This window comes from Paracoccus limosus (assembly GCF_009711185.1).
Taxonomy (GTDB): Bacteria; Pseudomonadota; Alphaproteobacteria; order Rhodobacterales; family Rhodobacteraceae; genus Paracoccus; species Paracoccus limosus.
On sequence record NZ_WMIF01000011.1, the window covers coordinates 64939 to 82153 of the forward strand.

Consider the following 17215-nt stretch of genomic DNA (forward strand, 5'->3'; position numbering starts at 1 on the left):
GAGGTTCTGATGCGGCGCTTTGCGGTGGTCTTGGGTGCAGCCCTGCCGGTTCTGGGGGTAACGGGCGCCTGGGCCGAGAACGTGGTGATCCGCATCGAGGCCAAGCGCGGTGGCGATGCCGCAGCCCAGACCGCCACGGCTTGGGCGGCGCAATTTCCCGATGTGGTGACCTTCCCGGCCGGCGACAATTGGGTGGCGATCGCGCTGGGGCCAATGCCGCGCGAACAGGCCACCGGCCGGCTGGCCGAGCTGAAACAGGCCGGCAAGGTGCCGGGCGACAGCTTCATCGCCAGCGCCGAGGGGCGCGATCTGACGCCGGCGGGCGCCGCACCTGCCCCCACCGCCACGACCGATGCCGCCCCGGCCGACACCGCCATCCCGGCCGGTGCCGGCTCGACCTTCCCGCAGGCCACCGCCACCCCGGCCGAGCCGACCCAGACCCTGCCCGCCGATCCGGTCCTGAACGCCCCGGTCGCCGCCGCCGACAGCGCCGCGCCGGCCACGCAGCCGGACCCCGCCCCCGCCGCGCCCGAGCAATTCTTCCTGCGCCTCGAATCCAGCGCCGACCGCGCCAAGGCCGAAGAGATCCTCGCGAAATGGCGCCAGTCCCTGCCCGAGGCCGGGCTCTGGACCCTGCCGAACGGCCGCCTTGCCGTGGGCTTCGGCCCGATGGACGAGGCGACCGGCAAGGCCTGGCTCAAGGCCTTCCGTGCCGCAGGGGCAGTCCCCAAGGACGCCTTCCTGGCTCCGGGCAAGGACATGGGCGAAATCACCATCATCGGCGCCCGGCCTGAACTGGGCGCACCACCCGCTGCCGATGCCGCCCCCGTGCCGATGCCACCCCTGCAGGACATCCAGAGCGCGCTGCGTTGGGCCGGCCATTACGACGGCGCCATCGACGGCAAGGACGGCCCGATGACGCAAAAGGCCATCGCCGAGGAAATCCTGCGCCTGCGCACCTCGCCCGACCCGGCCAGCGCCATGCAGGAACTGCTGCGCCGGCGCGAGGCATGGCGCGCCGAGGCCGGGCTCGAAACCCTGCGCGACGATCACACCGGCCTCGAACTGCCCGCCCCCATGGCCCGGCTGCAATTCGACCGGACCGAGCGGCAACTCTCGATCTATGGCCCCAAGGATGGCTCGGGCGCGGCGCTGATCCTGTTCTCGCAACCCGGCGGCCAGCAGGAAATGCTGGACCTCGCCGGGCTCGTCACCGCGCTTGGCTGGGTGCCCGCCCCGCAGCGCCGGGTCGAGCGCGGCAGCATCACCCTCGACGGCCGCAACCAGACCCATATCGGGCATGCCGAGGGCCGGGTCGTCGAAGGCATGGTGCAGGGCTTCGTGCTGATCTGGCCGGCACAGGACGCCGAAAGCCAGCGCCGCATCGCCACCGAAATCTCTGACCGCCTCGCCCGCTTTGCCCCCGGCAATGGCACGGCACCCACGGACATGATCCCGGCGAACTGACGGCCTCTTTCGTGGACAAATATCCCCGCCGGAGGCACCGGCGGGGCAACCGGCGTCCCCGCCGCCCTGCCGCGCCTAGCTGCGCCAGAATCGCGGCATGAACAGCACCAGCACGGTCAGCAGCTCCAGCCGCCCGACATACATCCCCAGCGCCATCAGCCATTTCGCCGCCGTCGGGATGTCCTTGACCGCGCCATTCGCGCTCAGCTCCGGCCCCCAGATCACGCCGACATTGGCGATGGCGGTCCATGCCCCGGTCAGCGCCGTGCGCGGATGCAGCCCGGTCATCGCCAGCCCGACGATCAGCAGCCCGAATGTCAGCATGAACAGGGTAAAGAACGACATCACCGAATCGACCACATCCCGCTCCAGCGGCTGGCCGTCATAAAGCAGCGGATAGATCCGGTGCGGCGACTGCATGCGGCGCAGCTGCGTCCTGACCGCCTGGATCAGCACCAGATAGCGAAACACCTTGACCGAGCACGAGGTCGAGCCGGTGCAGCCGCCGATCAGCCCGACGATGACCAGAATGACAAACGGGAAATGCCCCCATTGCTGCACATCGGTCGAGGCGAACCCGGTCCCCGAAAAGGTCGAGATCACGTTGAACGTCGTCTCGCGGATTACATCCAGCGGATGCTTGGCCTCCAGCCACAGCAGCCGATAGGCGACGATGGCTGCGATGGCATAGAAGGTCCAGCGCAGATAGGCCCGCACCTGCACGTCGCGCCACAGGGGCTGGGCCGAGCCCCGGATCAGCTGCACCATGCGGATGAACGGGATCGAGGCCAGGATCATGAAGAACGAGGCCGCATATTCCGCCGCCCCGATAAAGGGCGCGAAACTGGCATCGTAATTGGAAAACCCGCCGGTGGAACAGGTCGACAACGCCAGCACCAGCGCATCGAAACCGGTCATGCCCAGCAGGATGAACACCAGCATGCAGACCCCGGTCAGCGCGACATAGACCCCGGTGGTCTCGCGCGCGATGTCGAAGGCGCGGGGCAGGATCTTGCCCAGCGTGTCGAAACCCTCGGACTTGAAGAACTGCATGCCGCCGACCTTCATCACCGGCAGAAAGATCATGGCGACGACGATGATCCCAAGGCCGCCGGCCCAGTTCAGAAAGGCCCGCCACAGGTTGGTGCCCTTGGGCAGATCATCCAAGCCCACGAAGGCGGTGGTGCCGGTGGTGGTCAGCCCCGACATCGCCTCGAAATAGGCGTCGGTAAAACTGGCATGCGGGGCGCCGATCATGAAGGGCACCGCCCCCGCCGCCGGCAGCACCGCCCAGATCGCCGCCGTCATCAGAAAGGCCTGCTCCATGCTCAGCGTCTTGTCGCTGCCGCCGGTGGACAGGGTGATAAAGGCGCCGACCAGCATGGTCAGGACCGAGGATTGCAGAAAGCTTTCCCAATGCGGATCGCCGGCCCACAGATCGACAGCCATCGGCAGGACCATCGCCGCGCCCAGCGTGATGACCAGCTTGCCGATCGTATTGGCCACGGGACGAATGTCGATCATTGGCCTTGCTTGCCGCGCCGCCCGCGCGCCGTCAAGCCACGCCGCCGATTTGCCGCCTCAGGCTTGCATGGCGCGCTTGGGCCCCCTATACGCAAGGTTGATGCGGGTGTAGCTCAATGGTAGAGCAGCAGCCTTCCAAGCTGAATACGTGGGTTCGATTCCCATCACCCGCTCCATCCCCCTTCCCATGCGCCCCGGCCCGGCCAAGCCCGCACTTCCGTTTGCGCCAGCGCAGCCCTATATCCCGTTGAGCAGCAATCCGCGTCTGGCCGAAAGGAAACCCATGTCCCGCAAAGCGACGCAGCGCCTGTCCTTTTTCCTGCTGATGGGGCTGACGCTCTATGCGGCGCTCTGGGGTGCGGGCTAGGCCATGGCCCGGCGCTTCGGCGGCCGTTTCTCGCCGCAATCCTCTGCCGGACAGCCGCTTGATCCGGCGCGCGCCGCGCCGCGCCCGGTGGTGCCCCGCCATCCGCTGCAATCGCGCACGCGCTGGATCACCGTCATGGCGGTGCCATTCCTGCTGACCGCCTTTGGGCAGGATCCGGCCGGGCTCGTCGCGCATCTGTTGGCCTTTGGCGCGGTGGCCGCCGGCATGGGGCTGACCCGCGAAGGGCTGCAGGCCGAGGCGGAATATGACGCCCGCCCCATCGCCCGCCGTCCCGCCATCCCGCGCAAGCTGTTCGGCGGCGTGCTGACCGGGCTGGGGCTGGCGATCGGCTCTTATTCGCCCGATGCGGCGGCGGGGGCCGGCCTGATCGGGCTGGCGGGGCTGGCGCTGCACTGGCTGGCCTTTGGCGCCGATCCGATGCGCGACAAGGGCATGGAGGGCGTGGACAGCGTCGCGCAGGACCGCGCCCATCGCCTGCTGGCCGAGGCCGAGGCGCATCTGAGCGCAATGCAGGACGCCATCCTGCGCACCGGCGACCGTCGGCTCGAAGCGCGGCTGGCCATGTTCGCCGCCTCGGCCCGGGCGCTGTTTTCCCGCATCGAGCAGGCGCCGGGCGATGCCTCGGCGGCGCGGCGCTATCTTGGCGTCTATCTGCAGGCAGCCCGCGACGCGACGGTGAAATTCGCCGATCTCTACGCCCAGACCCGCGACCCGCGCGCGCGGCAGGATTACGAAACCATGCTGACCGATCTTGAAACCCGGTTCGAGCAGCGGCGCGAGGCGCTGGTGCAGGGCGACCGCGTGAACCTCGACATCGAGATCGGCGTGCTGCGCGAACGGCTGGAACGCGAGGCGCCGCGCCCCGATGAGCTGTCGCGTGCGCTGACGCTGGACGACCTGCTGATCCCGCGCGAAACCGACAAGACCCGCTGAATGCCCCGCTTTGCCCTGTTGATCGAATATGACGGCGGCCCCTTTGCGGGCTGGCAGGCCCAATCGGACCAGCCCAGCGTTCAAGGCGCCATCGAGGCGGCGCTGGCGCGGCTGGATCCGGGCTTTGCCGCCGGCGCCCGCATCGCCGCCGCCGGGCGCACCGATGCCGGCGTCCATGCCACGGGTCAGGTGGCCCATGCCGATCTGGCCCGCGACTGGGACCCGTTCCGCCTGTCCGAGGCGCTGAACTGGCATCTGAAGCCCGCCCCGGTCGCGATCCTTGCCGCCGCGCGGGTGGGTGACGAATTCCACGCCCGCTTTTCGGCCCGGGAACGGCGCTATAGCTTTCGCCTGATCGCCCGCCGCGCCCCGGTCACGCATGAACGCGGCCGGGTCTGGCAGGTGCAGAACCCGCTGGACGCCGAGGCGATGCGGGCCGGCGCGGCGCATCTGGTGGGCTTGCATGATTTCACCACCTTCCGCTCGACCATGTGCCAGTCGAAAAGCCCGGTGAAGACGCTGGACCAGATCGACATCGAGGCGCTGGCGATCCCGCAGGGCTGGGAATACCGCTTTCACCTGCGGGCACGGTCGTTCCTGCACAATCAGGTGCGCTCTATCGTCGGCACGCTGGAGCGGGTTGGCGCCGGGTCATGGCCGCCCGAACGCGTGGCCGAGGCGCTGGCCGCCCGCGACCGCGCCGCCTGCGGCCCGGTCTGCCCGCCGCAGGGCCTGTATCTGACCGGCGTGGGCTACCCCGAGGCGCCCTTTCCCTGAAGCGAGGCCCAAAGCGTGGCCAGCCCCGCCTCGATCCCGGTCGCGGCGCGAAAGCCCAGCTCGCGCGCCGCCAGATCGGGAGCGCCGCATGAGGCCCGGATATCGCCGCCCCGCGCCGGCTGATGCCGGATCGGCAGCGCGGCACGGCCCGACACGTGGTCAATGGCGGCGGCAAGGTCCAGCAGCGTCGTCTGCTGCCCGGTGCACAGGTTATAGACCCGCGCGCCCGCCCGCCGCGCCAGCGATTCGCGCGCCAAGAGCAGCCCCTGCGCCACATCCGAGACGGCGATGAAGTCGCGGCTTTGCCCGCCGTCGCCAAAGATCTGGTGCGGCCGGTCGGCCAGCCGGTTGGCGCAGAATTTCGAGATCACCCCGGCATAGGCCGAGGCCGCGTCCTGCCTTGGCCCATAGACGTTGAAGAACCGCAGCCCGACCGAGGCCAGCCCGTGGATCTCGGCCATGGCGCGGGCCTGATGCTCGGTCGCCAGCTTGTCGGCGGCATAGGGCGAGATCGGCAGGGGCAGGCTGTCCTCGGCGCAGGCCAGACCCGAGCGGTTGCCATAGACCGCCGCCGATGAGGCATAGATCACCGGCACATTGCCGGCCTGCTGCGCCGCCCGCAGCACCGCCATGCTGCCGCCCAGATTGATGCGATGTCCGCCCAGCCAGTCCGCATTGCATTCCGGCACCGAAACCAGCGCGGCCAGATGAAAGATGCTGTCGGCATCGCGGGCCAGCTTGCCCAGCAGTCCGCCGTCCAGAATGTCGCCGCGCACCAGCCGGACACCGGCGGGCAGGTTCTGCGGCCGGCCGCTGGACAGGTCGTCCAGCACCGTCACCGCCTCGCCACGGGCCAGCAGACGCTCGACGAGATGGCTGCCGATAAAGCCCGCGCCCCCCGTCACCAGAACCTTGTGCTGCAACCCTGCCTCCGTAATTCGGCGGCGATGGAGAGACCAAGCGCGCGGCGCCGTCAAGTCCCCATCCGGTGCAAAACCGACCTCGCCGACCGATTCGCGCCCGAAACCGGCGCGGCGGGCCTAGCGGCGGCCGTGACGGCGCGGACGCTCGTCCTTGTAGAGAACGATCCGCAGCGTGCGCCACAGAATCCACAGATCCAGCCCAAGACCGCGGTTGCGCTGATAGATCATGTCGATCTTGAGCTTGGTCGGCAGGCAGCGGCGGGCATAGGCGGCCTCGGTCGCCTCGGCGCTTTTGCAGCGGGCCAGAATCCGGTCTTCGTGGCGGTGATAGATCAGCGTGGCCAGCCCGGTGACGCCGGGGCGGCTTTTCAGGATCTGGCCATAGACCAGCGGAAAGCGCTCGACATATTCGCCGATGGTCGGACGCGGGCCGACAAAGCTCATGTCGCCCATCAGGATATTGAAAAGCTGGGGCAATTCATCGACGCGGGTGCGGCGCATGAAACGGCCCAGCGGCGTGATGCGCCAATGCTTATGCGCGCCGGTGACGCCTGAATCGTCGTCCTGACACAGCATGGTGCGGAATTTCAGATGCATGAAGCGGCGCGTCGGCGTCGCCATCCGCGGCGCGGCGTAAAAGATCGGCCGGCCCTGCGCGATCAGCAACACCACGGCAAAGACCGCCATCACGATCGACAGCGGCACCAGCAGCACCAACGCCAGGACGATGTCGAACACCCGTTTCGAAATTGGCATCCCCCGCGGAACCTCGGCACTGCCCTTGAACCAGGACATCTCGGGTTGAGGAAGGCTTGCCAGCCCCGCGACATCTGCCTTGTCCCAGTCCTGGTGGATTGTCACGTTCGGATCCCGTTGTATCGAGCTGCTCGTTAACGATTTGCCCTAACATAGCACCTTGCAAAAGCAAACCGACGCAAGAAGCAAAGCGTGACAGACTTGCGAAACCGTGTCCTTTCGGCCAGTCTTTGCGCATTGCGGGAACAGATCCCCGACGGCTGGACCGGTCCTATCATGCGGAAATTCCTTGTCGTTCTTGACGATACGCGCGAATGCCTGAATGCGATCCGCTATGCCGCGATGCGCGCGGCCCATACCGATGGCGCGGTGCAGGTGCTGGCGGTGATCTCGGCCGCCGAGATCCAGCACGGCTTTGGCGTGGCCGATGTCATGCGCGCCGAGGCCTATGAGCGGATCCAGCAACATTTCGATGTCTTTGCCAAATGGATGCGCGACCGTCCTGGCGTCGAGCCCGAGCTGATCGTGCGCGAGGGCGAGCCCGGCACCGAGCTGCTGGCCCAGATCAGCGAGGACCCCGAGATCGGGGTGCTGGTGCTGGCCGCCTCGACCGACAGCGCGGGACCGGGGCCGCTGATCACGCGGGTGATGCGGGAAATGGCCAGCCTGCCCTGTCCCATCACCATCGTTCCCGGCGATATTTCGCGCGAGCGGCTGGAAAAGATCACCTGAGATGGACCGGCGGCTGGCCTGCGCCGCCCTTGTGCTGACCGGCCCGCTGGCGCTGCTGTTTCGCGCCCTGACGCAATGGCTGCCGCCGGTGCCGGGCTTTGGGCTGGGGCTGGCGGTCTATTGGCTGCTGCTGGCCGTGGCGCTGTGGCGGCATCGGGGCTGGTCGCTGCGCCCCGCCCGGCCCGGCCTGCCCGCGATCCATGGTCTTGTGCTGCTCGCAGGGCTGGCGGCGCCATCGGGCCTGCCGGCGCTGGTGCGGCTGTCGCCGCATGTGCTGGCGGCGGTGCTGCTGGCTGCGGCGCTGAACGGCGCGCTGGAAGAGGCCTTCTGGCGCGGCGCGCTGCTGCCCCGCCTGCGCAGTTGGCGCGATTCGCTGGCACCGGGGCTGATCTTTGTGCTGTGGCATCTTGCGCCTTTGGCCGGTGCGGTGGCCTTTCGCCCGGCCGGCATGGCCGCGCTGCAATTGCTGGGCGGGGCAGCGCTGCTGGCGGTGCCGGCAACGCTGGCGCGGCTGCGGGGTGGCACGGCGGGCGCCGGCGCGATCGGGCATGCGCTGGTCAATGTCCTGACCTTTGCCACGGTGGCGGCGCATGCCCCCGGATAGGGCCGGTTTCCCTTGACTTGCCACCCCCCGGATCCCCATATCCCCGGCAAAGGAGCCGCTTCATGTTCATCCAGACCGAAACCACCCCGAATCCCGCCACGCTGAAATTCCTGCCGGGCGAAACCGTTTTGGGCACGGGCACCGCCGATTTCCCGGATGCAAGCGGGGCCTCGACCAGCCCGCTGGCGCAGCGGATCTTTTCGGTGCCGGGCGTCGCGGGCGTGTTCCTTGGCTCGGATTTCGTGACCGTCACCAAGGCCGATGACGCCATCTGGGACCATCTGAAGCCCTCGGTTCTGGGCGCGATCATGGAGCATTACCAGTCCGGCGCCCCGGTCATGGAAGGCGCGGTGCAAAGCGCCCATAACGAACAAGCGGGCGAAGACGCCGAGATCGTCACCCAGATCAAGGAGCTTCTGGACACCCGCGTGCGTCCCGCCGTGGCTCAGGACGGCGGCGACATTACCTTCCACGGCTTTGATCGCGGCGTGGTCTATCTGCACATGCAGGGCGCCTGCGCGGGCTGCCCGTCCTCGACCCTGACGCTGAAAATGGGGATCGAGAACCTGCTGCGCCATTACATCCCGGAAGTCACCGAGGTTCGTCCCGTTGGCTAGACGGCTTTCGCTTGGCTTCGACACATCGGCCGCGCATTGCGCGGCCGCTTTGCTGAACGGGGACCGCGTGCTGGTCCAGCGCCACGAGGACATGGCCAAGGGTCAGGCCGAACGGCTGTTTCCCCTGCTGGCCGAGGTTCTGGCCGAGGCCGGGGCGGACTGGCGGGATCTGGACGTTCTGGGCGTCGGCACCGGGCCGGGCAATTTCACCGGCATCCGCATCGCGGTCGCCGCGGCGCGCGGCCTTGCCCTGTCGCTGGGCATCCCGGCGGTGGGCGTCGGCCTGACCGAGGCCGCCGCGCTGGACCTGCCACGCCCCTGCCGGGTGGCGCTGCCCGCGCGCGGTGACGAGGTGATCTGGCAGGACTTCGGCCAAGGCGACAGCAGTCCGGCACAGGCGCCGCTGCACATGCTGCCGCCGGGCCCGCCGCTGCTGGCGCCCCGCCAGCCGCTGGCCGTCGCCATTGCCCGCATCGCGCTGGACCGCGCCGGGCAGCCCGATCTGCCGCGCCCGGCGCCGATCTACCTGCGCCCCGCCGATGCCGCCCCGGCACTCGACCGAGGCCCGGTGATCCTGTGAGCCATGACCGCGCGCCGATTGATCCTGAATCCGCCGACCGGCTGGCCAATCTGCATCTGCGCTGCTTTGGCAGCCACCCGCGCCCCTGGACCGCCGCCGAGATCGAGGATCTGTTGTCCAGCCCGCTGAATTTTCTGCTGAGCGGGCCGCAAGGGTTCCTGATCGGCCGCGCCATCGCCGACGAGGCCGAACTGCTGACCCTTGCAGTCGCACCCGAGGCCCGCCGCCAAGGCATCGCCAGCGAACTGATGGCGCAATTTTACGCAAGATCGCGCGAACGCGGCGCCGATCGCGCCTTTCTGGAAGTTGCTGCGGGCAATGCTGCGGCGCAGGCGCTATATCTGGCCGAAGGCTGGGCCCAGACCGGCCTGCGCCGCAATTACTATGCACCGGGCGTCGATGCGATCCTGATGAGCCGGGCGCTCTAGCCGGTTGACGGCCTTGGGCGCTTGCGCCCTAATCGGGGAATTCCCGGGCTGAATCGCCCGCAATAGGTTGAGGTTCAACAAATGTCCCTGATGAAATCGCTGCTGGCCGGTGCCGCGCTGACCCTGATGCCGCTTGCTGCCTTTGCCGATCCGGCGCTGATCTTCGACCTGGGCGGAAAATTCGACAAAAGCTTCAATGAGGCCGCCTATCAAGGTGCCGAACGCTGGAAGGCGGAAACGGGCGGCAGCTACAAGGAACTGGAGATGCAGTCCGAGGCGATGCGCGAACAGGCGCTGCGCCGGCTGGCCGAAACCGGGGCCAACCCGATCGTCATGACCGGCTTTGCCTTTGGCGAGGTGCTGGACAAGGTGGCGCCGGACTATCCCGACACGAAATTCGTCATCATTGACACCAGCGTCGACAAGCCCAACGTACAATCGGTCGAATTCTCCGAGGAGCAGGGCTCGTATCTGGCGGGCGTGCTGGCGGCAGAGGCCTCGAAATCGGGCACCGTCGGCTTTGTCGGCGGCATGGACATCCCGCTGATCCATAAGTTCGAATGCGGCTATGCGCAGGGCTTCAAGGCGACCAAGCCCGATGGCAAGCTGATCATCAACTATACCGGCACCACGCCCGCCGCCTGGAACGATCCGGTCAAGGGCGGGGAGCTGGTCAAGGCGCAGGTCTCGCAGGGGGCGGATGTGATCTATGCAGCGGCCGGCGCGACCGGCATCGGTGTGCTGCAGGCGGCAGCGGACGCCAAGATCCTGTCCATCGGCGTCGACAGCAACCAGAACCACCTGCATCCGGGCCAGGTGCTGACCTCGATGGTCAAGGGTGTCGACAACTCGGTCTATGAGGCGTTCAAGGCCGGCGCGGACGTGAAACCGGGCCACAAGCTGATGGATCTGGCCTCGGGCGGGGTGTCGGTGGCGATGGACGACAACAACAAGCCGCTGATCACCCCCGAGATGGCCGACAGCGTCGCCAAGGCCGAAACCGGCATCAAGGACGGCGCGATCAAGGTGCATGACTACATGACGGACAATACCTGCCCGGTGAAGTGATGGCGACGGACGACACCCCCGCAATCGAATTGCGGGGGATCTCCAAGGCCTTTGGTCCGGTGCAGGCCAACAAGGGGATCGACCTGATGGTGCCGCGCGGCACCATCCATGGCATCATCGGCGAGAACGGCGCAGGCAAGTCCACGCTGATGTCGATCCTTTACGGCTTTTACCGCCCCGATGCCGGCGAGATCCTGATCGGCGGTCGACCGATCGTGATTTCCGACAGCCAGACGGCGATCCGGGCCGGGATCGGCATGGTGTTCCAGCACTTCAAGCTGGTGCAGAATTTCACCGTGCTGGAAAACGTCATCCTTGGTGCCGAGGATGGCCGCCTGCTGCGCCCCTCGCTTGCGCGGGCGCGCGGCGAATTGCAGCGGCTGGCGCGCGAATATGAATTGCAGGTCGATCCCGATGCGCTGATCGAGGAGCTGTCGGTCGGGCACCAGCAGCGGGTCGAGATCCTGAAGGCGCTGTATCGTCAGGCCGATATCCTGATTCTGGACGAGCCGACCGGCGTGCTGACCCCGGCCGAGGCCGACCATCTGTTCCGCATCCTGCGCGGTCTGCGCGATGAAGGCAAAACCATCATCCTGATCACCCACAAGCTGCGCGAGATCATGCAGATCACCGACAATGTCAGCGTGATGCGGCGGGGCGAGATGGTGGCCTCGGTCAAGACCTCCGAGACGAGCCCGGCCGCGCTGGCCGAGCTGATGGTCGGGCGCAAGGTGCTGCTGCGGGTCGACAAGGCCCCCGCCACGCCCGGCGCGCCGGTGCTGGAGCTGCGCGGGCTGCGCATGGTCGATGCCGAGGGCGTCGAGCGGCTGCGCGGCATCGATCTGGACATTCGCGCGGGCGAGATCCTGGGCATCGCCGGGGTCGCGGGCAATGGCCAGACGCAGCTACTGGAGATCCTCGGCGGCTATCCCGAGGCCGGCGCGAGGTTGGAGGGCGAGATCCGGCTGAAGGGCCAGCCGCTGCCCTTGTCGGGCAGCGATGGCCGCGCGCGGCGTCGCGCCGGGATCGGCCATGTCCCCGAGGACCGTCAGGTCGAGGGGCTGATCATGGATTTCTCGGCCTGGGAGAACGTGGCCTTTGGCTATCAGGATGCGCCCGAGTTCAATCGCGGCCCCTTGATGGACCATGCCGCGATCCGCGCCGATGCGCAGGGCAAGATCGAACGGTTCGACGTGCGCCCGCCGAACCCGGATCTGGCGGCGAAGAACTTTTCGGGCGGCAACCAGCAAAAGATCGTCGTGGCCCGCGAGGTCGAGCGCAATCCCGACCTGTTGCTGATCGGCCAGCCGACGCGCGGCGTCGATATCGGCGCCATCGAGTTCATCCACAAGCGCATCGTGGCGCTGCGCGACGCGGGCAAGGCGGTGCTGCTGGTTTCGGTCGAGCTGGACGAGATCATGGCGCTGTCGGACCGCATCGCGGTGATGTTTGATGGCCGCATCATGGGCGAGCGCCTGCCCAAGGCGACCACGAGCGGCGATCTGGGCTGTCTGATGGCCGGGGTCGATCCGGCCGTCGTGCCGGCAACCGAGGCGATCCCGCCAGCCCAAGCGCCCGGCACCGAACCGGGCGGAGGTGCAGTTTGACAGGGCAGGTGCCTCCGGCGGGGATATTTGGGCACGAAAGAAACGCAGGCGCGGGGAACGGCTGATGGGCAGATTGCCAAGATGGGCGGATGTGATCCTGACGCCGCTGATTTCCGTGCTGCTGGCCTTTGCCATTTCAGCGCTGGTGATCCTTGCGATCGGGGAAAGCCCGGTCGAGGCCCTGAAGGTCATGGTCGAGGGCGCGCTGGGGTCGAGCTATGGCTGGGGCTTCACGCTGTATTATGCGACGAACTTCATCTTTACCGGGCTGGCGGTGATGGTCGCTTATCACGCCGGGCTCTTCAACATCGGCGGCGAGGGTCAGGCGGCCATGGGCGGGCTGGGCGCGACGCTGGTGATCCTGTCGCTGCCCTGGCCGCATTGGGCACTGGCCCTGCCTGCGGCGATGATCGGGGCGGCGGGCTTCGGCGCGCTTTGGGCGCTGATCCCGGCGTGGCTGCAGGCCCGGCGCGGCAGCCATGTCGTCATCACCACGATCATGTTCAACTTCATCGCGGCGGCGCTGCTGAACTATATGCTGGTCAATGTGCTGCGTCCGGTCGGCAGCATGGACCCCGCCTCGGCCAATTTCCCGGCGGCGACGCATCTGCCGAAGCTCTCGGAGATGGCGCTGGCCTTTGGCATCACCTGGGGCAAGAACACGCCGGCCAATATCACCCTGTTCATTGCGCTGGCCGCCTGTGTGCTGGTCTGGCTGCTGATCTGGCGCACGCGGCTGGGCTATGAGATCCGCGCCTTTGGCAAGTCCGAGCCGGCGGCGCTTTATGCCGGCATCTCGCCGGTCCGGATCACGGTGCTGGCCATGCTGATCTCGGGCGGGCTGGCCGGGCTGATGGCGGTCAACAACGTCATGGGCGAGGCCGAGCGGCTGGTGCTGAACTCGGTCGAGGGTGCGGGCTTTATCGGCATTGCCGTGGCGCTGATGGGGCGCAACCATCCGTTCGGCATTCTGCTTTCGGCGCTGCTTTTCGGGTTTCTCTATCAGGGCGGCGGCGAGCTGGCGCTGTGGACCACGATCCCGCGCGAGCTGATCGTGGTCATTCAGGCATTGGTGATCCTGTTCACCGGCGCGCTGGACAATATGGTGCGCCGGCCGCTGGAATGGGTTTTCGCACGTAGCGGCAAGAGGGACTGATGGATTTCGCGACGGTCATCCAGATTCTCGATTCCGCGCTGCGGCTGATGGTGCCCCTGCTGCTGGCCTGTCTGGCCGGGCTTTATTCCGAACGCGCCGGCGTCTTTGACATCGGGCTGGAGGGCAAGATGCTGATGGCGGCGTTCTGCGCGGCCTCGGTCGCCTATGCCACCGGCAACGCATGGCTGGGGCTTTTGGCGGGCATCGCCGGGGCGGTGGCGCTGGCGGTGGTGCATGGGCTGGCATCGATCACCTTTCGCGGCAATCAGCTGATCTCGGGGGTGGCGATCAACTTTCTGGCGTCGGGGCTGACCGTGCTGCTGGGGCAGAAGATCTTTGGCCTTGGCGGGCGCACCCCGTCGCTGGAGGGGGCGGCCCGCTTTACCGAGATCACCCTGCCCTTTGCCGATGCCCTGCGCGGGGTGCCGGTGCTGGGACGCATCTATGCCGATCTGATCTCGGGGCATTCGGTGCTGGTCTATCTGGCACTGGCGACGGTGCCGCTGACATGGTGGGTGCTCTATCGCACCCGCTTTGGCCTGCGGCTGCGGGCAGTGGGGGAAAATCCGGCCTCGGTCGATACGGCCGGTGTCTCGGTCACGCGGCTGCGCTACGCGGCGGTGCTGATCTGCGGCCTGCTTTGCGGCATCGCGGGCACTTATCTGGCCACCGCGATCTCGGCAGGCTTCGTCAAGGAAATGACCGCCGGGCGCGGCTTCATCGCGCTTGCGGCGCTGATCTTTGCCAAATGGCGGCCCTGGGGGGCGCTGGGGGCCTGTTTACTGTTCGGGCTGCTCGAGGCGATTGCCAACCGTTTCCCGAATCTGGATCTGGGCTTTGTCACCGTGCCCTCGATGTTCATGAACGCGCTGCCCTATATCCTGACCGTCATCATTCTGGCCGGTTTCGTCGGCCGTGCCATCCCGCCGCGCGCGGGCGGAGAGCCCTATGTCAAGGAACGCTGAACTGGCCGATCTGATCCGGGCGCGGGCCGGGGCCGAGGCGCCGGAATTCGCGCTGATCCTTGGCTCGGGGCTGGGGCACCTGGCAGCAGCGGTCGAGGGCGTGGCGATCCCCTATTCCGAGCTGCCGGGCTTTCCGCATGCGGGGGTTTCGGGGCATGTGCCGCAGCTGGTGATCGGTCAGTTGGAGGCGCGGCGGGTGGCCGTGCTGGGCGGGCGGGCGCATTACTATGAATCGGGCCGCGCCGATGCCATGCGCCCGGCGCTGGAGGTGTTGCAGGCGCTGGGGTGCCACCGGCTGATCCTGACCAATGCGGCGGGCAGCCTGCGCCCCGAGATGCCGCCCGGATCGCTGATGCTGCTGTCGGATCATATCAATTTCGCGGGCACCAATCCCCTGATCGGCGAGCCTACGGATGCGCGCTTCGTGCCGATGACCGCCGCGCATGATCCCATGATTCGGGCGGGTCTGCGCGCTGCCGCCAAGGCCGAAGGCGTCGATCTGCCCGAGGGGGTCTATTGCTGGTTCTCGGGCCCAAGCTTCGAGACCCCGGCTGAGATCCGCGCCGCCCGCGTTCTGGGCGCCGATGCGGTGGGCATGTCCACCGTGCCCGAGGTGATTCTGGCGCGGTTTCTGGGCCTCGACTGCGCGGCGATCTCGGTCATCACCAATATGGGTGCGGGGCTGTCGAACGAATCGATCAGCCATGAGCATACCAAGGCCATGGCGCCCTTGGGCGCGGCCAAGCTGGAAAGGGTGCTAAGGCGCTTTCTGCGCGATCGCCGCCTCGACGGCTGAGGCAGCGGCCTCCAGATCGGACAGGCTGGGCAGGGTGACCACCGCCGCCCGGCCATCGTCATGGCGGGCGCGGTGCCTCTCATAGCGCGGGTCGTAATGGTCGCGCAGCAGCGTCAGCGACAGGGTCGGCCAGTCGCGCGCCAAGGCAAGGCGCTGCCATTCGGCGATACGCTCGGCCGGGTGCAGCGGGCGCAGGCTGTCGATGATCGCGGCCAGCGCCTGCGGATCGTCACCGGCATCGGCATAGGCGCTGGCGGTATGGGCGGCGCGGGCCTTGGCGGGCACGTCCAGCCGGATGCGCGGCGCGGCGATCATCGCATGCCACAAGCCTTGCGGCAGGTTCAGCGCGCCGATGCGGGTGCTTTCGGCCTCGACCAGCAGCGGCCGGGTCGGGTCCAGCGTCTCAAGCGCCATGGCCAGACGGCTTTCGAACAGCTTCTGACTGGGCTGGCCACCGGGCATGGCCCCGAACAGGCTGCCACGATGGTTGGCCAGCGCTTCAAGGTCGATGACCTGATGGCCGCGCGCCGCCAGCCGGGTCAGGATCAGGGTCTTGGCGCTGCCGGTATTGCCGTCCAGCACCACCACGGGCGCGCGGGGCGGGGCCGCCAGCCGCTGGACGACCAAGGCGCGCCACGCCTTGTAGCCGCCCTCGATCCGCCCGACGCGCCAGCCGATCTGGGCAAGGATGGTCGCAAACGCCCCCGAGCGCTGGCCGCCACGCCAGCAATAGACCAAGGGCCGCCAGCCGCCGCCAAAGCCCGCAAGCGGCCCGGCGATATGGCGCGCGACATTGGCCGCGACCATGGCGCCGCCCAGCTTGCGCGCATCGAACGGAGAGACCCGCTTGTAGATGGTGCCGACCTGCGCGCGTTCGTCATCCGACAGCACCGGCAGGTTGATCGCGCCGGGCAGGTGATCCTGAGCATATTCCAGGGGTGCGCGGGCGTCGATGATGGTGTCGAACCCGGCAAGCGCCGGATCCGACAGCGATGTCAGACGGATGTCCAATCAGTAGACGTAGACGGGCGTGCCGACCGGCACCTGCTCATAAAGATCCATCACCGCCTCGTTGCGCATGCGCAGGCAGCCGTTCGAGACGGCGCGGCCGATCGAATTCGGCTCGGTCGTGCCATGGATGCGGATCGAGGTGTCATTGCCCTTGGCGTCGTAAAGATACAGCGCGCGCGCGCCCAGCGGATTGGTCGGGCCGCCCGGCATGCCATCGGCCCATTTGCCGTATTGCGCGGGCTTGCGCTTGATCATCGCGGGCGTGGGTTTCCAGCTGGGCCATTCGGTCTTGCGGCCGACGGTGGCCCGGCCCTTCCAGACCAGTTCGTCCTTGCCCACGGCGACGCCGTAGCGGATGGCGCGGCCCGGCGCGATGACGTGATACAGGAAGAAATCCTTGGAGACCACGACGATGCTGCCAACCTCGAAATCCGGGCGGATCGCCACCTCGGTCGGGACATAGGGGTCGCGTTTGGGTTCGGCCTTGGCGGCCACGGGCTGCGCCTTGGGCTGCGCCAGCACCAGGGTCGGTGCGGCGATCAGCGAGGCGGACAGCATCAGCATCTGACGGCGGTTCATCAATACGGTCCTGAATTCGATCACTCTTGTCCAAGGCGGTAACGTCTTGCTCGCGGGCAATCAACTCAAAGCGCCATGACGCCCTGCATTGGCCGGGCAAACGTGCCCGCTTTGCATCGCGGGGCGGCAGGCAGCAGTGCCGGGGCGGCAGGCAACGCGGGCGGATTTCCGGGCAGGGTTGCAATGGCGCGGCACCCGCGGACCGGGCGGTTCCCATTCCGGTGCGATTTCTGCTAGGCTGGCCGCAGCGGCGCGGGCAGCGGGCCCGGCCATGTAACCTTAGGCAAGATCGTATCGATTCGCA

At 67.7% G+C, this 17215-nt stretch carries 18 protein-coding genes and 1 tRNA gene; 14 read left to right on the top strand and 5 right to left on the bottom strand.

The window, feature by feature from the left end:
* Positions 1-9: 9 nt before the first annotated feature.
* Complete coding sequence (locus GL279_RS09710; RefSeq protein WP_155064429.1) at positions 10-1467, top strand: peptidoglycan-binding protein; 1458 nt, start codon at positions 10-12, stop codon at positions 1465-1467.
* A 75-nt stretch (positions 1468-1542) separates the two neighbouring features.
* Here GL279_RS09710 and GL279_RS09715 read toward each other — a convergent pair whose 3' ends face one another.
* On the bottom strand, positions 1543-2991 hold the full coding sequence (locus tag GL279_RS09715) for a TrkH family potassium uptake protein (protein WP_155064430.1): 1449 nt from the start codon (positions 2989-2991) through the stop codon (positions 1543-1545).
* A 102-nt stretch (positions 2992-3093) separates the two neighbouring features.
* Here GL279_RS09715 and GL279_RS09720 point away from each other — a divergent pair.
* The 3 genes from GL279_RS09720 (at position 3094) to truA (ending at position 5089) form a co-directional block, all read left to right on the top strand.
* Positions 3094-3167 (top strand) — tRNA-Gly (locus tag GL279_RS09720).
* A gap of 194 nt (positions 3168-3361) precedes the next feature.
* A complete protein-coding gene (locus GL279_RS09725) occupies positions 3362-4312 on the top strand; it encodes a 5-bromo-4-chloroindolyl phosphate hydrolysis family protein (protein WP_155064431.1) in 951 nt (316 codons plus the stop codon).
* Positions 4313-5089 carry a tRNA pseudouridine(38-40) synthase TruA gene (gene truA, locus GL279_RS09730; protein WP_155064432.1) on the top strand — a complete coding sequence of 259 codons (777 nt, stop codon included), beginning with the start codon at positions 4313-4315 and terminating at the stop codon, positions 5087-5089. It abuts the gene before it with no gap.
* Here truA and GL279_RS09735 read toward each other — a convergent pair.
* Both GL279_RS09735 and GL279_RS09740 read right to left on the bottom strand, forming a co-directional pair.
* Positions 5065-6012 carry an NAD-dependent epimerase/dehydratase family protein gene (locus GL279_RS09735; RefSeq protein ID WP_155064433.1) on the bottom strand — a complete coding sequence of 316 codons (948 nt, stop codon included), beginning with the start codon at positions 6010-6012 and terminating at the stop codon, positions 5065-5067. The two genes, truA and GL279_RS09735, sit on opposite strands and share 25 nt — an antisense overlap.
* 117 nt (positions 6013-6129) lie before the next feature.
* On the bottom strand, positions 6130-6873 hold the full coding sequence (locus GL279_RS09740) for a sugar transferase (protein ID WP_343039766.1): 744 nt from the start codon (positions 6871-6873) through the stop codon (positions 6130-6132).
* A gap of 171 nt (positions 6874-7044) precedes the next feature.
* On the opposite strand from GL279_RS09740, the gene GL279_RS09745 reads away from it, so the two are divergent.
* From GL279_RS09745 to GL279_RS09790, 10 genes are all read left to right on the top strand, one after another.
* Positions 7045-7500: a universal stress protein gene (locus GL279_RS09745; RefSeq protein WP_155064434.1), complete on the top strand. Its 456-nt coding sequence runs from the start codon at positions 7045-7047 to the stop codon at positions 7498-7500.
* A 1-nt stretch (position 7501) separates the two neighbouring features.
* On the top strand, positions 7502-8104 hold the full coding sequence (locus tag GL279_RS09750) for a CPBP family glutamic-type intramembrane protease (protein WP_155064435.1): 603 nt from the start codon (positions 7502-7504) through the stop codon (positions 8102-8104).
* Between the two features lie 62 nt (positions 8105-8166).
* Entirely contained in the window at positions 8167-8721 is a 555-nt protein-coding gene (locus tag GL279_RS09755; protein WP_155064436.1) for a NifU family protein, read from the top strand.
* On the top strand, positions 8714-9301 hold the full coding sequence (gene tsaB, locus GL279_RS09760) for a tRNA (adenosine(37)-N6)-threonylcarbamoyltransferase complex dimerization subunit type 1 TsaB (RefSeq protein WP_155064437.1): 588 nt from the start codon (positions 8714-8716) through the stop codon (positions 9299-9301). The genes GL279_RS09755 and tsaB overlap by 8 nt, the downstream gene beginning before the upstream one ends.
* A complete protein-coding gene (locus tag GL279_RS09765; protein WP_343039767.1) occupies positions 9298-9729 on the top strand; it encodes a GNAT family N-acetyltransferase in 432 nt (143 codons plus the stop codon). Before tsaB ends, GL279_RS09765 begins: the two co-directional genes overlap by 4 nt.
* A gap of 81 nt (positions 9730-9810) precedes the next feature.
* A complete protein-coding gene (locus GL279_RS09770; RefSeq protein ID WP_155064438.1) occupies positions 9811-10797 on the top strand; it encodes a BMP family lipoprotein in 987 nt (328 codons plus the stop codon).
* Positions 10797-12404 carry an ABC transporter ATP-binding protein gene (locus tag GL279_RS09775; protein WP_155064439.1) on the top strand — a complete coding sequence of 536 codons (1608 nt, stop codon included), beginning with the start codon at positions 10797-10799 and terminating at the stop codon, positions 12402-12404. The genes GL279_RS09770 and GL279_RS09775 overlap by 1 nt, the downstream gene beginning before the upstream one ends.
* Before the next feature lie 64 nt (positions 12405-12468).
* Positions 12469-13560 (top strand): ABC transporter permease, encoded by a 1092-nt coding sequence (locus GL279_RS09780; protein WP_155064440.1) that lies wholly within the window; start codon positions 12469-12471, stop codon positions 13558-13560.
* Positions 13560-14525 (top strand): ABC transporter permease, encoded by a 966-nt coding sequence (locus GL279_RS09785; protein WP_155064441.1) that lies wholly within the window; start codon positions 13560-13562, stop codon positions 14523-14525. The genes GL279_RS09780 and GL279_RS09785 overlap by 1 nt, the downstream gene beginning before the upstream one ends.
* Positions 14509-15321 carry a purine-nucleoside phosphorylase gene (locus tag GL279_RS09790; RefSeq protein WP_155064442.1) on the top strand — a complete coding sequence of 271 codons (813 nt, stop codon included), beginning with the start codon at positions 14509-14511 and terminating at the stop codon, positions 15319-15321. Before GL279_RS09785 ends, GL279_RS09790 begins: the two co-directional genes overlap by 17 nt.
* Here the strand turns inward: GL279_RS09790 and mnmH are convergent.
* Entirely contained in the window at positions 15283-16332 is a 1050-nt protein-coding gene (mnmH, locus tag GL279_RS09795) for a tRNA 2-selenouridine(34) synthase MnmH (RefSeq protein ID WP_155064443.1), read from the bottom strand. The two genes, GL279_RS09790 and mnmH, sit on opposite strands and share 39 nt — an antisense overlap.
* A complete protein-coding gene (locus GL279_RS09800; protein ID WP_155064444.1) occupies positions 16333-16911 on the bottom strand; it encodes a L,D-transpeptidase in 579 nt (192 codons plus the stop codon).
* Positions 16912-17215: the final 304 nt, after the last annotated feature.

Excerpts from the sequence above, each read along its gene's own strand:
- GL279_RS09725 (WP_155064431.1), top strand. The coding sequence starts at position 3,362 with ATGGCCCGGCGCTTCGGCGGCCGTTTCTCGCCGCAATCCTCTGCCGGA.
- GL279_RS09790 (WP_155064442.1), top strand. The coding sequence starts at position 14,509 with ATGTCAAGGAACGCTGAACTGGCCGATCTGATCCGGGCGCGGGCCGGG.
- GL279_RS09755 (WP_155064436.1), top strand. The coding sequence starts at position 8,167 with ATGTTCATCCAGACCGAAACCACCCCGAATCCCGCCACGCTGAAATTC.
- GL279_RS09785 (WP_155064441.1), top strand. The coding sequence starts at position 13,560 with ATGGATTTCGCGACGGTCATCCAGATTCTCGATTCCGCGCTGCGGCTG.
- GL279_RS09745 (WP_155064434.1), top strand. The coding sequence starts at position 7,045 with ATGCGGAAATTCCTTGTCGTTCTTGACGATACGCGCGAATGCCTGAAT.
- GL279_RS09780 (WP_155064440.1), top strand. The coding sequence starts at position 12,469 with ATGGGCAGATTGCCAAGATGGGCGGATGTGATCCTGACGCCGCTGATT.
- truA (WP_155064432.1), top strand. The coding sequence starts at position 4,313 with ATGCCCCGCTTTGCCCTGTTGATCGAATATGACGGCGGCCCCTTTGCG.
- GL279_RS09750 (WP_155064435.1), top strand. The coding sequence starts at position 7,502 with ATGGACCGGCGGCTGGCCTGCGCCGCCCTTGTGCTGACCGGCCCGCTG.
- GL279_RS09710 (WP_155064429.1), top strand. The coding sequence starts at position 10 with ATGCGGCGCTTTGCGGTGGTCTTGGGTGCAGCCCTGCCGGTTCTGGGG.
- GL279_RS09775 (WP_155064439.1), top strand. The coding sequence starts at position 10,797 with ATGGCGACGGACGACACCCCCGCAATCGAATTGCGGGGGATCTCCAAG.
- GL279_RS09770 (WP_155064438.1), top strand. The coding sequence starts at position 9,811 with ATGTCCCTGATGAAATCGCTGCTGGCCGGTGCCGCGCTGACCCTGATG.
- GL279_RS09800 (WP_155064444.1), bottom strand. The coding sequence starts at position 16,911 with ATGAACCGCCGTCAGATGCTGATGCTGTCCGCCTCGCTGATCGCCGCA.
- GL279_RS09715 (WP_155064430.1), bottom strand. The coding sequence starts at position 2,991 with ATGATCGACATTCGTCCCGTGGCCAATACGATCGGCAAGCTGGTCATC.